Annotated in this window: 9 protein-coding genes; 1 reads left to right on the top strand and 8 read right to left on the bottom strand. The window is 49.7% G+C overall.

Translation table 11 applies throughout. The annotated features are described in order from the left end of the window. Nucleotides 1-78: 78 nt before the first annotated feature. The 3 genes from KJW29_RS23530 to KJW29_RS23540 are packed head-to-tail and all read right to left on the bottom strand — an operon-like array spanning nucleotide 79 to nucleotide 3,506. Nucleotides 79-966: a carbohydrate ABC transporter permease gene (locus KJW29_RS23530; protein WP_214626454.1), complete on the bottom strand. Its 888-nt coding sequence runs from the start codon at nucleotides 964-966 to the stop codon at nucleotides 79-81. A gap of 16 nt (nucleotides 967-982) precedes the next feature. Further along, nucleotides 983-1,918 (bottom strand): ABC transporter permease, encoded by a 936-nt coding sequence (locus tag KJW29_RS23535; RefSeq protein ID WP_246608350.1) that lies wholly within the window; start codon nucleotides 1,916-1,918, stop codon nucleotides 983-985. Nucleotides 1,919-1,955: 37 nt separating this feature from the next. Next, complete coding sequence (locus KJW29_RS23540; RefSeq protein ID WP_214626455.1) at nucleotides 1,956-3,506, bottom strand: ABC transporter substrate-binding protein; 1,551 nt, start codon at nucleotides 3,504-3,506, stop codon at nucleotides 1,956-1,958. Nucleotides 3,507-3,713: 207 nt separating this feature from the next. Between KJW29_RS23540 and KJW29_RS23545 the strand changes: the two genes are divergently transcribed. Next, the gene (locus KJW29_RS23545) at nucleotides 3,714-4,466 is read left to right on the top strand and encodes a sugar phosphate isomerase/epimerase family protein (RefSeq protein ID WP_214626456.1); all 753 of its coding nucleotides are present in this window, start codon (nucleotides 3,714-3,716) and stop codon (nucleotides 4,464-4,466) included. A 110-nt stretch (nucleotides 4,467-4,576) separates the two neighbouring features. On the opposite strand, the gene KJW29_RS23550 is transcribed toward KJW29_RS23545, so the two are convergent. The 5 genes from KJW29_RS23550 to KJW29_RS23570 are packed head-to-tail and all read right to left on the bottom strand — an operon-like array spanning nucleotide 4,577 to nucleotide 14,265. Further along, nucleotides 4,577-5,827, bottom strand: a complete 1,251-nt coding sequence (locus tag KJW29_RS23550; protein ID WP_214626457.1) for a Gfo/Idh/MocA family protein — start codon at nucleotides 5,825-5,827, stop codon at nucleotides 4,577-4,579. After that, nucleotides 5,824-6,558, bottom strand: coding sequence for a 6-phosphogluconolactonase (locus tag KJW29_RS23555; protein ID WP_214626458.1), 735 nt, complete (start codon nucleotides 6,556-6,558; stop codon nucleotides 5,824-5,826). The genes KJW29_RS23550 and KJW29_RS23555 overlap by 4 nt, the downstream gene beginning before the upstream one ends. 38 nt (nucleotides 6,559-6,596) lie before the next feature. Then, entirely contained in the window at nucleotides 6,597-7,793 is a 1,197-nt protein-coding gene (locus KJW29_RS23560; protein WP_214626459.1) for a Gfo/Idh/MocA family protein, read from the bottom strand. 30 nt (nucleotides 7,794-7,823) lie between these two features. Further along, on the bottom strand, nucleotides 7,824-11,927 hold the full coding sequence (locus KJW29_RS23565) for a carbohydrate binding domain-containing protein (protein WP_214626460.1): 4,104 nt from the start codon (nucleotides 11,925-11,927) through the stop codon (nucleotides 7,824-7,826). A gap of 16 nt (nucleotides 11,928-11,943) precedes the next feature. Beyond that, a complete protein-coding gene (locus tag KJW29_RS23570; protein ID WP_214626461.1) occupies nucleotides 11,944-14,265 on the bottom strand; it encodes a family 78 glycoside hydrolase catalytic domain in 2,322 nt (773 codons plus the stop codon). Nucleotide 14,266: the final 1 nt, after the last annotated feature.

Raw genomic sequence — 14,266 nt, forward strand, 5'->3', positions numbered from 1 at the left:
AGACACGCCCTAGCTGCTCAAATTATAGCAAGAGGCCACCATGGGGAAGATTCTCCACGGCGGCCTTTTCGTCTAACGTCAACCTTTGACTGCTCCGACTGTAATTCCTTTGACAAAATATTTCTGAAAAAATGGATATACAATCAAAATAGGAACTGCGCCTACTACCGCAATTGCCATCTTGATCCCGACGCTTGGCATGGTGGCCGCAATTTCTCCGGCGTTCCCGCCGGCTCCGCCGCTGGCAAGGAATTGAACATCCTGAAGCATCGTATTAAGCATGTTTTGAATACTGAACAGACTCGAATCCGTCAGATAATAAAAACCGTTCCGCCAATCATTCCAATAGCCGAGCCCTATTAACAGGGATAATGTAGCGACCATTGGCACCGACATCGGCAGTACCACGCGAGCCAAAATCCGCAACTCTCCCGCGCCGTCGATTCGCCCTGCCTCAATAACCTCTTCCGGGATGCTGGTCATAAAATACGTACGCATCATTATGACATAAAAGGCATTCAGTAGCAACGCAGGGACGATGAGCGCCCAAATCGTATTATCGATATTCAAATACCGGGTCCACATAATGTAAGTAGGTACAAGCCCGCCGTTAAACAGCATGGTAAAAAAGACCAGAAACGCAAAGGTGTTGCGATGCGGCAAATCTCTTCTCGACAACGGATAGGAGAGCAGCACCGTAAGCATCATGCTAATCAGCGTACCTGATACCGTGACGACGATCGTTACGAGGTAAGCTCGCGCAATGGTTTCTATCTTCTTAAACATATAGGCATAACTATCCAAGCCTAGTTTAGCCGGGAATAAAGAATATCCGTTGCGAATGAGCGTGCTCTCATCTGTAAATGAGGAAACAACAAGCAGTACAAACGGAAATAAACAAAAGATGGTCAATGCTAGCATAATGATGTTTGCAAAAACCTGAAAACCTTTTCCATTCTCAACCATGTCGATTCTCCTTTACTTAGAATAGAGCATTCTCTTTGCTAAACCTGGTTACGAGCCGGTTCGCAATATAAACAAGCGTAAAACCTACGAGGGACTGATATACGCCTGCCGCAGAGGACATTCCCACATCGTTGAGCTTAATCAGACCGCGGTATACATACGTGTCAATGGTATTCGTTACATCATATAGCGGGCCCGAATCCATTGGCACTTGATAGAACAAACCGAAGTCGGAGTAGAAAATGGTACCGACCTGCAACAGGACGAGCGTAATGACTGTCGGCTTAAGCGCGGGCAACGTAATGTTCACAATCTGTTGCCACCGGTTCGCTCCGTCAATAACCGCCGCTTCATAGTAGCCCCTGTCAATACCAACCAACGTTGCATAGTAGATAATACAGCTATAACCAAACACTTTCCAGATATGCACAATAGTCAAAATAAAAGGCCAATATTTAGGTTCGGTGTACCAGGTCAAACCGTCCAAACCTAATGGCTCCAAAATGCTGTTGTTCACAAATCCGGATTCTGAACTGAGCATAGCGAACACCAAGTAGCTGACAATAACCATAGAGATCAAATACGGCAGCAGAATGACCGTCTGGTAACTCTTTTTCCAAAACTTCGACCGAATTTCATTCAGCAGGATGGCAACTCCAATGGAAATGACCGTCCCCAAAACAATAAACAGTACATTATAACCAAGCGTATTGCGAGTAATCACCCAGGCTTCTTTCGTTTTAAACAGGTATTCGAAATTGCTTAGTCCTGCAAACGGACTGCCCAGAATGCCCAAGTTCCAGTTGATGTGCTTGAATGCAATGATGATTCCGGCCATAGGCACGTAGTTGTTGATCAGCAAGTAAAGCAGACCCGGAACCATCATTAAATACAGGGGTATAAACCGTTTATATTTGTGCTTCCGTTTGTTCGTCCCAAGCGCAGCGTTCATTGATGTTCACCTTCCCCATTACCGCAAGACGACCGAATTACTTGTTCTGAGCCGCAGCCCACTTATCCAGTTGAGCTTGCTTCTCTGCAACAATATCCTTGATCCCCGCAGATTCTAATTCCTTCAAGAACACTGGCAATGCTTTCTCAGGGTCTAGCATGCCTGTCATTAATGCATCGTGGTATTTCGCCACAACATTAGAGCTTGCCGTCATTTGATTACGTACTTTGCTTGAGTCGAATGTAAAGCCATATGCTGCGGATACAGTGGCTGTGTTGTTGAAATTCGTTTGTTCTTCCCAATAGTTAGCCGCATTGCCTGCCCATACATGACCAATCGTTTGGTTCGGCCACAACCAGCCGCCGCTCGGTCTGTAGCCTGTAGTCGTAGCATCCATGCCTTCTGGATAATCAATGATCGATTGACCGTTTGATGCCTCGCCAATCGCAACGTAGTGCTTGTCCTTAATACCATTGATCAGCAGATTCGACAATTCTGGATCCGAGTACATCAAGTTCAACAGCTTCATGGCTGCTTCCGGATGTTTAGATCCGTTGCTGATTGCCCAAGTAGCCATTTGCACATCCGATGTTGTTTTGTATGCTGGTATAATTTCCGACACAACAATTTCAGTTCCATAGTTTCTTGTTTCCTGTACATCAAATCCAGGCTTCAAGTTCATGAATCCTCCGAACGCGCTGCCTGCTTTCATCATCGTGCCTACATTTTCCGTATTGTTGATCGCATCTTTCATGATGAGACCGTTGTTGTACCACTTGTGCATACGGGTAATAAACTCTTTATAAAATTCGGTTTCGTACAGATTGACTACATTTAATTCCTTGCCGTAATCCATCAATACGCCAAGGTTCGTCATGTCATCGCCTAGCGTATCCCAGCCCCAGTTACGTACGAGCTCGCCGTTGGAAGGAATAACAGGGATGACGTCCGGCTCATTAGCGCGGATGATCATTAAAGCTTCTTCCAATTGATCCAGTGTCTTGATATTGGCATAATCGATATTGTACTTGTCCGCCAAGTCTTTTCTCATTTCAAAGCCATAGGCTTTGGCCAAATCACGACCCGTTGTAATGCCGTAGATGTCTTCGCCGATGCGGCCCGCTTCAACATACTCCTCGCCAATCGCTTTCACCATCTCTTGACCGTACTTGTCGATCAGCTTGGTCAGCGGGACGATTTGTCCGTTGTTCGCCATCGTTGCCAGCGGCGTCATGTAGATCGGCAGCAGGTCAACACCTTTGCCGGATGACAGCATCATCGTCGTTTGCTGCACATAGTTGCCGTAAGAGATAAAGGTTAATTCAACTTCAATATTTAATTTCTCTCTAGTTATTTTGTTGACTTCTTCCACAACTAAATCTTTGTCTTCCTTGTCGTTCGACATCATGACGACATTAAGCTTAACAAGCTCTTTTTCCCGCAAATCATTTCCTTCTTGGGAAGCGCCGTTCGTTGCATTTTGTCCTTGTTCTCCGTTCGTGCTATTGTTGTTATTCGAGTTTCCGCAAGCTGCAATCAAACTCATAGTCAAAACAAGGAGAAGAACATTTGAAAGTAAACGTTTCATTAAAAAGACACCCCTCTTAGTTATAGAATGAAATTAGTTTAGCAGATTAAAGTGTTTTATCTCTGTCAAAATTATGTCCTATATAATCAAAATAATGACTTGTTAGTAAATGAGACCGCTAAAACAACCTAGTAGTCGCTATAATGGGATAAGTTTCATTGAAACATATACGGTTCATCAACTAATAAAAGTGAGGGGTAATCAGCTATGACCCATTTAAAGGTAGCCTTACAACTGTTCACGTTGCGCGATTACGATAAGGGAGATTTTGCAGCAAAATTAAAAAAAGTCCGCGAGGCCGGCTATGACGGCGTAGAGTTCGCAGGTTACGACGATATTCCTGCGGAAGAGATGAAGGCGATATTGGATCGTCTGCAGCTTACTTCCATGGGAAGCCATGTACGAATCGAAGAATTGCTAAACAATCTCGATGAAGTCATTGCTTACAACCAGACGATCGGTTCCTCCTACATTGTCCTTCCTTATTATGAGATGACATCCGAGGAGCATGTGCAGACTTTGATCGGTATTGTCAAGGAAATAGCTCCCAAGATTAAAGCTGCGGGCATGGATTTGCTATACCACAACCATTATCATGAGTTCATTAACGATTTCGGCGACAAGCCTATCCTGGAGACTTTAAAGGAAGCAACGACCGAAGATGAGTTGAACTTCGAGATTGACATGTTTTGGACTACGCATGCTGGCCGCAAGCCGGTTGAAGTGATGGAACAATTCGGTTCGCGCTGCAAGACCGTCCATCTAAAGGATATGGTAAGCAGGGAAGGCAAAGAAATGACCGAGCTCGGAACAGGCATTCTGGATCTGAGCGGCATTCTTGCCAAAGCTCAAGCCTCGAACTATAAATGGGTCGTTGTAGAGCAGGATCGAATGACAATCGACGGATATGTCAGTATCAAACAGTCGCTGGATCATGTAAGGACGTTGCTCTTGAACTAAAATCGAGCGGGGCTGTCCCATTAGGTCAATTTATTAACCTAATGGGACAGCCCCGCTGTTATTTGGAGTGGAGACAAGGAATTTGCCGCCCTCTATTTATGAAGAGCCCCCTAGTTTGATTCAAAAGCCGCAGACATTCCCCCATAGGAGTCCTCTAACAGCAACTCTCTGATCGCAACCAACCGTTTCTCTTCAATAGACAGGTTGGCAGCCGCGCCTATAATCAGCGACATCGCGCCTGCTCTGGAGCCTGCCCGCTGCCCAAGCGGATCCGCCACATTGTCGGTAAATATCATTTTGCGCAAAATAGGGTCTCCGCCGCCATGGCCGCCCGATGCTTTCCGACTGTGCAAGGTCACACGTTCCCCCTCGCTGTTATAAAGGCGAATTTCGTTCATCTCTCCCTTTTCGAAGCCGCTTTGATAATCCTCTGCTTCGAGCCGGCCTTTCGTACCGACGAATGTTGCCTTCCAGCCCTCGTAAGGGCTATACGCTTGCAGCGAATAGGTCAACAATGTCCCTTTTGCATATTTGACGTTGACCGACATCGTATCGTAAATGTCAATATCGTCCCCGAATACGCACTGGTCCCGGTAATATCCGTCCGCCTGCTCTGCTTGCTGATACATCGATCTTGTAAAGTCGCTTTCCGAAATATCATAATGAAATTCGCAAGTCGATTGATGGCGGCATGTCCAACATCTCTCCCCGCGCTCGGCTCTCGTCGGTCCATAGAACAGCAGATCGGCATTGGCGAACACGCTCTCCGGCTCATCCTCCAGCCACCAGTTGATCATATCAAAATGATGCGTCGATTTATGAATCAATAATCCGCCGCTGTTGTCCATTTGCCGATGCCAACGCCGAAAGTAGTCCGCTCCATGACTTTTGTCCAGCGACCACTCGAGCGCAACGCTGTGAATTTGGCCGATCGCTCCTTCCTTAAGCAGCTCTTTTACCCTAACCACATAGGGCATAAAGCGGCAATTGAAGGTCACCGTTACCTTCTTGCCCGTCCTTCGTTCCGCCTCCAATATCGCCCTGCATTTATCCGCCGTCGTGGTCATCGGTTTCTCGGAAATGACATCGCACCCCGCTTCGAGAGCGCGGATAATGTAATAATCATGCAAGCTGTCCGGAGTCGTCACAATAACCGCATCCGGCTTGGCCTCCCGAATCATTTGGTCGAAATCGTCAAACACGGCCATGCCGTTGGCGGCGGAGCTTAACAATTGGGCACGGACCGGATTGACATCATACACGCCGACAAGCTCCACATCCGTCTTTAGCTCGGCAGTCAGCGGAACGGCGAACATTTGCATCGCTCTGCCGCCTGCGCCGACGATTGCAATCTTTTTCATGCACTCAGCTCCGAGGCCGATTCCCGATCCAGGAATAGACGCCAATCCTTATGTGTTTTCAAAATGGATGCCGGTACCTGCTCGGTTATCTCCTCTCTCAGAGCCAGCATGATCGCGTTCGCTTTTACTTGAAAAGGTACGCAGGAAATAATCGTTTCACTGTCGAGAATTTGCCGCACCGTCATCGTAATAGCCTGCTTTGGCACCTCGTCAATTGAAGCAAACCAGCCCTCGCGCACCTGCTGGCTCTTGCACGCTTCATCCAATTCAACGACTTTATACGCAGCCGTCGTGTCAAAATCGGCAGGCGGATCATTGAAAGCGATATGAGCATTCTCCCCTATTCCGATCAACGACAAGTCGATCGGCGCACGGCGAATCTCCCGAGTCAGCTCCGCGATATGCGCGTCAACATCCTCCGCCTCTCCGTTAACGAGATAGGCTTTGGCGTGGACGGCATAAGAAAGAAATCGCTCCTGCAAATATTTACGGAAGCTGGCCGGATGCGTCACCGGCAGTCCCACGTACTCATCGAGGTGAAACATCTCGACTTTGCTCCAATCGACTTTGCACAATGCAAGCGCTTCTAAGAACGTAAATTGCGATGCGCCGGTCGACAACACGATTCTCGCCAATCCGCGCCGTTCAATACAATCGTTAATAATCGCCGCAGCCTGCTCTGCCGCAGCAACTCCAAGCTTTCCGGCTGTCTCTGCTACTTTTGGTTTCATACTACCGTTTACCTCCATATTCGCGATAGGCGTTCCTTCTACCTGACTGTTTGTTCGCTTAGCCATTTATTGGATGGGATCAAGACGGGAAGCCCCGTCTCTTCCGATTCCGCAGCTGCAATCGCAATGGCGGCGCTGTCCCGCGCTCCTTGAATGCCCGGCATAGCTGGCAACCCTTGATGGATCAATTCTACGAAGGAGTTGACGATTTTCGTATCTCCCCCGCCATGCGATCCGGCCCTGCGCTCCGGATAATAAATGTGTTCGCCGCCATTATGCCGCTTCGTAACCGTAATTTTGAAATCCTGCTCATTATTATAGAAGCCCGTGATCTTCCCCTTGGTTCCGATAAACATAAATTCACGCGTATACTCGGGGGTGAAATGACATTCCAGATAGGAGATTCGCGCGCCATTATCATAGTCGATCAGAACAAGAGAATTATCATGCGTATCGCATTCTTCCGAATAAACGCATAAATCATCCTTCATTCGAACATTCCCGTAGTCCATTTCCAGTCCCAGCTGGTTGTCGACATAGTAATTGCAGTCAGCCGCCTCCCCGCAGTTCCGGCAGCGTTTCTCCTTTGGCGCCGTTCCCCCGAACACATCGAGCCCCCCGGAGCCATACACTCTTACCGGCGAGGCATTGATCAGCCAATTGGCCAAGTCCAGCGAGTGCGTCCCTTTCTCCAAAATCAGGCTTTTCACATATTCCTTGCGTCTCCGCGGACCATGGTAATAATAATCGCCGCCAACCGATACATTGTCCGTGACGGTGCCGATCTTGATCTCTCCAATTTCACCGGAAGAGATGATGCGCTTCATGTCCTCCATCAACGAACAGTAGCGCAGTTCAAGACCAATCATGAATACGCGCCCCAGCCCCGCAGCCGCTTCGATCATCCGATCACAGTCTTCAATCGTTTGCGCCATTGGCTTCTCCAAGTAAACATGCTTGCCCGCCGCAATGGAAGCAAGGGTATGCTCGGTGTGCGCATGATCGTTACTGCAAATAATGACAGCGTCCAGCCCGGGAAATTGCAGGAATTCCTCAAGCGAGGTCGTAATCGGTATGTCCCCTAGCAGTTCCCTCGCCTCCAGCAGATTCTCCATTCTTATATCGCAAAGTCCCACCAGCTCGCAATCGGGATGATTGCCGAAATATTTACCTCCGAAGTACACGCCGCGCTTTCCCGTGCCTAATATGCCTATTCCAATTTTGTTTGGTTTCATGATCCTTGCCGCTTATGACGGCTCCTCCTCTCAAGGCAGTATGATTTCTTCCACATACCAGTCGTCAAACCATGCCGTACCGTCCGTGAGCTGATTCGCTTGGAAATACACTTGCAAATAATGAGCGTTCGCTCCAGGCGTGATCTCCAGCTCATAATACGTCCAATCGGTATCGGAGCTTACCTCTTGCCAGTTGTAGGTCAGAGTGGATGTCCGGTTCTCCCTGATCTGTCTGAACCCAAACTTGACCTCCCCCGTTGTGGAATCGTTTTTCACCCAGCCGCTAAGTACGTATTTCGCTCCTGCCTGAACGGGAATAAAACCTAATGAATTAACGACGTTATACACGTTTTGACTGTCCGGCAGCAATGCAATCGCATATTGTCCACTATGCACGGTATTCTGGACCCAGCTTCCCTGACGCATAAGCCAGCCATCGGGCGCCGTGCCTGCACCTGTGCCTTGTTCAAAACCCGGGTTGTGCAGCATATTATAATTAACATTAATCTGCAGCGGCACAGTCTGTACGGTGTTTCCATCCGATACAAGGATCGTCGCCAAGTATTGGCCCTCCGGCACTTCGGCCGGCAGGTATACTGACCCGGTAACGGTCATCTGTCCATTGCCGGCCAAAGTGAATACGCCAGGCAACTGCAGCGTCATCCCCGCAGGCAGCAGCCCCGGACTTAACGCAATCTGCTTATCCTCCGAATCGGTATTCGTCACGCTGATTGCAAACGAATAGGTGCCGCCCTTGTTTGTTGTAATCGACGCGGGAACAGCTTCCACTTGAACCCGGTCTATAAATTCCTCTACATAGAAATCATCAAACCATGCGGTCCCGTTCGCAGCGTTGCCCGATTCCAGGTAAACCTGCACGTAACTTGCCTGGGAAGCAGCTCTAAGCTCCAGCTCATAGTACGTCCAGTCGGAATCGTCATCGACAGTTTTCCACGTATAGCCGATTGTAGACGTTTGGTTTTCTCTAATCTGCCTGAGGCCGATTCTGACCTCTCCCGTTGTGGAATCGTTCTTCACCCAGCCGCTCAGCTTATACCGGGCTCCCGGCGTTACAGGCATCAACCCCGAAGAATTAATGACATTGTAATTACTGTTAGGGTCGGGATTCAAAGCAACGGCATACTGTCCGCTGTGTACCGCATCCTGGACCCAGCTTCCCTGACGCATAATCCACCCTTCCGGCGACGAGCCTACTTCAGTCGCTTGCTCAAAGCCCGGATTATGCAGCAAATTGTAATCGACAACGATCGTAAGCGGCACCTCTTGAACGGTATACCCACCTGTCTGGATCCCTATGGATGTTTCGTATACCCCTTCGGTTATCTCCATTGGCAAGTACACCGAACCGGTGACTGTCGCTTGCTCTTGTGCAGGCAAGGTAAAAGGTTGCGGCAGTTGCATCGTTATTCCCGAAGGTAGTGGACCGTTATTCAACGTGATTGGTAAATTCCTTGAAGCGTTGCTCGTCATATCCAATGCAAACGAATAAGCGCCGCCCTTATTGGTGGATATGACCGCCGGTTCCGCCGCTGCTCGCAGCAAGTCCGTATACGAATAGGCAATCGACTTCATTATAGTGACTGGGGCTCCCTTATATTCAAACTCGATCTCCAACCGAATCGGGTAACGGCCGCGTTCGATCGATGAGGCGATCTGAAAGCTGAATGCCATAGAATCGGACAATCCGCTGCCGATCTGCTGCAGCGACTGGCTTATCGGAGCCACATTAAAAGCTTCCGGCAGCAGCAAGTTGACATTTATATTTTCCGCGGAGCTTGGTGCTTGATTCGTCAAGCTTACCTGCAGTTCATTCAACTCACCTTGACCGAATATATGATTCTCGCCCAGTTCAAGATCGGCGAGTGCATAAGTGCCGGCTATAGGTCCCAGCAGCTTCTTCATTTGGTCAAGCGCATTCAGCATTTCCTGTTTCTCCGGATTCACTGCCGATGCATGAACCCAATCATTCAGATCACCCAGAATTCGCAAAGCCTTGAGCGTGTCCTTCGCTGCATCCGTCAAGCTTGGACTCACTTCTTCCAGTTCATCTTCAATCGAGGTCAATCGGGAATCCAATGCACTCATCTTGGCAATCCAATGGGAATGCGAAGATAACGCGGATGCTGCATTCCCCGCAACGATCGCTTGATCGACGGATGTCTGGAAAGGAACGATCCGATAGAGAAGCGCCTGCTCCGGCTCCATCGTCAAGATTAATTCATCGTCAAATTCATCGATCGACGGGCGGGAATCTCCGAACAACAGCTCCGCATGATAGCCGGTCACGCCAAGCGGAACGGTTGCTTGCTGCGTTTCATCGCTGACATTGACAACCATCACATATCGTTCGTCGCCATCTTCCCACATCGACCACTGAACGTCCCCGCTCTGCCCCTCACTAATCCTGTCCGCATCGACGACAAGACGGCCTATGACATCCAGCTCTTCCTTGAAATCCATTAGGCCAAGCCACAATGGCGAGTATCGCAACTGCCATCCTGCCTCATTAATGGAATAATAAGCGATTCCTTGCGACCCGTTGATAAAGGACTGATAGGCCATGTTTCTAACTTCCTCAATGGTTGGTAAATAAGGCCGTGTCGGCGGATTATACATCGCTTGCAGTACCGTCCACACCGGTTTATTCTCCCCGGCCATCTGCTTGGCTAACGCGGTATGCTCTCCTACCAGCGAGATAGGTTGATCCGGAAGCGGATAGTAATCCGTTGCGAATATATCCGTTGATTTCGCAGTAATATCATAGGTCGCATAAGGGGCCTCGACCATATATACGGGATGTTTTTTGTCAATCGATCTTATCGTTAGATAGGCATTAATAAGCTCTTCCGAGGTTTTGCCATTATAAATGGGCTCATCCATAATCATCCATGCCAGAACGGCCGGATGGTCTTTGAATCTCGTTACAAACTCGGTGGTCATGGCCTCGTTTTCACCGACCTGCATGTTGTAATATAACGGGACCATGACCTTCAAGCCGTTAAGATCGGCGTCATCGAGCACATCTTCCAGCACATCGGCATTATTCGTCACTCTGCCCTGAACGGTGTTTACCCCTACCTCGGCCACATAGGGATAATCCGTCTGAAACACATGATAGGCGGCAATCGGAAAGAACGGCTCTTCATCCACGAGAAGCGTTCCATCCTCGCGCAGCATCTCTGGCGGATCATGACGGTAGATGGTCGATTGGGCCGTTTCAAGCACCGTATTCAAGCTGTCCAGCAGCTTGACTTCTACCCGGTAGGGCTCGTCCTTGGCCATCTGCGAAGGATTGAAGCCGAAATTCAACGGCTGCCCGGCGCTCGCCTGCGAATACGTAGCGATAGTGACGCCAGTCGATTGCCGATAGATGCGGGCTTCCGCATGCAGGTCCTCCAAAGGCTCTTCTGCCGAGAAGAACGATGCCCTGACCTGACCTTCCGTCACATGAGAATAGTAGAAATATTGATCGGTCGCCAGCTCGATCATCGGTCTGTGCTTCAGCAGTTCGAAGGCCGCGTTGTCAAAGTAGACGGTGCCGGTGCCGTATAGCCGCAAATAGACTTTGACGAGCCCCGCCTCCAGCGGCGCCACGTCCTGAATGCTGATCCGCTGCCAATCGCCGGTAACGGAATCGCTCAGTATCGAGTGGATCGTATCGTATTCGAGCAGATGATTTTCGCTAATAATCTCATTACCCTTGTAATATTCCAGCTTGAAGCCTACCCCTGCCCCTTGCACCGAGACCCCTTTCAGCCAAGCCGAAATTTCATACGTCGCACCGGCTTCGTAGGGGATCGTTTGAACAATCCAAGGTTTCGTATTCTGCTGTGTTTGAATGGCCACGCTGTTCAATCCGGCATAGACCTCGCTGGTGGACAATGTTATCTCCGGATTTCCCCAGCCGGCCATCGCATCCCAATTAAGGGGATTACCCAAGCCAAGCTGCTCGAACCCCCCATTGCTCATTACATTGTCTCCGATATTTTGCGCCTGTGCGCGAGATGCTCCGATCAGATTCCCTATAACGAGCACTACCAACAATCCCGTAAGGATCGAGATATCCCGGAAGCTGCCGACAATCGTTTTTCTCTTCACCGTAGTGCCAGTCACAATGAATCACTCCCACTTAAGAATAGTATGTTTCTTGCGGGTGAATCACATTGCACATTAAACCTTCGGATGACTGCGACCACTTCACATGGATGTCCCCATAGGGTGTTGGTATGGTGCCGGAGGCTTGATGGAATATCCCCTGAATTGGCTCTACTCTAAACCGCTTAAAACCCGGTTCCAGCGGTCGAATCCCCAGTATATACGCATAATAGAAGTAAATCGGGATGGCCGACCAACCATGACACAAGCTGCCCGCCAATCCGAAATCGGCTGCGCCGCCTTTCGTTTCCCAGAAACTAGTTGCGCCTCGATACAGCATGCCGCCCCAATCCTCAGCAATGCTGCCAAACACAACAGTCCCGTATTGGTCCGGCTCATCCAGCAAAGCCTTGTACTTAAAGTAAGAATAGCTGAGCGTAACCGGTATGAACCCGTTGTCGGGAGCCGCCAGCTTTGCCCTCAACCGCTCTGCCGTCCCTTCGGGGCAAGCCCCGGCGCATAATGCCAAGGCTTGCGTCAATTCCGCATAATGATCCTCGCTGTCTCCGCCCAGATAGGTACGATATGCAAGCCTCTCGGCATCCCAGAACCGTTCGTGGAACGCTTTCTTCACCTGCTTGGCGATATGCAGATAATACTGCGACCGCTCTGCGCTTCCACAGTGCCTCTCCATGATCCCTGCCGCATCCAACGCCATTGCAAAAAATAAATTAAGAGGTGCGTCGCACCGAATATTCCCTTTGCTGTCGACAGCGGACTGCTTCCAATTGTGCATGCCCGGGGCCCAATCATAGAAGTTCCAGTACGCAGGATCCTCCGGCGTAACAAGCAATTGCTCCCGCATGCGATAGATATGCAGCTTCAGCATTTGATGAACATAGCCCAGCATTTGCTTTGCCTGATCCGTATTTCCGCTGTATAACAGATGCTCCTCCAATGCAACGACCCAGAGAAAGCTGAACGACGGAATGGCAATCGGCACGACCGAGGGGGCCGTTAACGTCAGGAAACCATCCTCCTTCAACCCTTCTGCCAATAGCCGGAAGGAAGCAGCCGGGAACTCGTATTCGCCGAAGCTGTAATACCCGCATAAAGCTTGATTCCGGGAGTCCATCGCATACAACGCTTGCTCGCGCCAAGGCGTATCCTCGTAATGCTCGTGCATGCATAGATGGAGAGTGCGGACGGCAATCTTCTCGATCTGCCGGTGCAGGCTGTCCGGACAATCGAATTTCCCTTTCGCTTCAACCGGATATTCAGCCGGCCTCAATCCGGCGTAATAGAGCACCAGCTTCTCCTTCACGCCGCTGATATGAAGCTGCAAATACCGGCCAGCCATTCTCTTAAAATAGTAGGTGAACATTTGCCGGCCATCCCCACACCGATATCGGACAGCAAAGTTTTTGCCGCGCGCATGGGATCGGACCCGAAGATCGTCCAGATGTTCGCCATATGCGATATCAATCGTTGTCCCAACCTCCGCCTCCAACTCCAGCTCCAGATAACCGCACTCTTCCCTCCCCAGATCCAGCAGCAGGTACAGTCCGCCATCCGCACGGAATAATTCAGGGCTTATGGCGCAACCTTCGGGCCGCGGCAGCGGAGACGGCTCCTTCTGTCCAACAATGACCTCCGGCAATCGATAGGACAAATAATCTTGTTGCATCAGCTCAGCAACCGTTGCGCCTTGAACCTCTTGACGCACATACAAGCCTTGGGACACGATATGCGCGGTGCATCGATTGTTTAGCTCAAGCTTGCGGATGGGTCTGGGGTATAACGCGGGACTCATCTCGGTCGTCCGATGCTCTGGATCATATCGCTTCCAATCCGCTTCCCGCTCATATTCAACGTCCCGCCATAAGGAGTGCTTGGCTGCATCATATTCAAACGTAAATCCCAACTGATTCGTAATCTTGGGAACCGGCCCGCTCACATACGTCGGAGACACTCGATAATACGTGTCCTTCCCGCTGACAACCGTCGCACCCTCTGTTTCCAGCGCGTAGATTAACCCTGGATTTCCCTTTATATATTGAAAGCTGTCTTCTCCCTGATAGTGGGCGAGTATCGATATGACGTTATTCCCACGCCGCAGCAAATGGCCGATCGCCAAACAATCATAGGCCTTATGGTCCGGATAATCGTCGTATTGCCCGGCATCTGCGAACGTCCCATTGATCCAAAGGACGTAATCCGAATCGACGGAAATGTAGAATCCGGCATCTGTCATTGCTTGGTCAAGCACAAACTCATGACGAAATTCAACATACTGATTGACCTCATCCGGGCCGCCTTCATTCCAGATCCATACCGCGTGTTTGAAAGGTTCCATT

It is taken from the genome of Paenibacillus agaridevorans (assembly GCF_018604145.1).
In the GTDB taxonomy this organism is placed as follows: Bacteria; Bacillota; Bacilli; order Paenibacillales; family Paenibacillaceae; genus Pristimantibacillus; species Pristimantibacillus agaridevorans.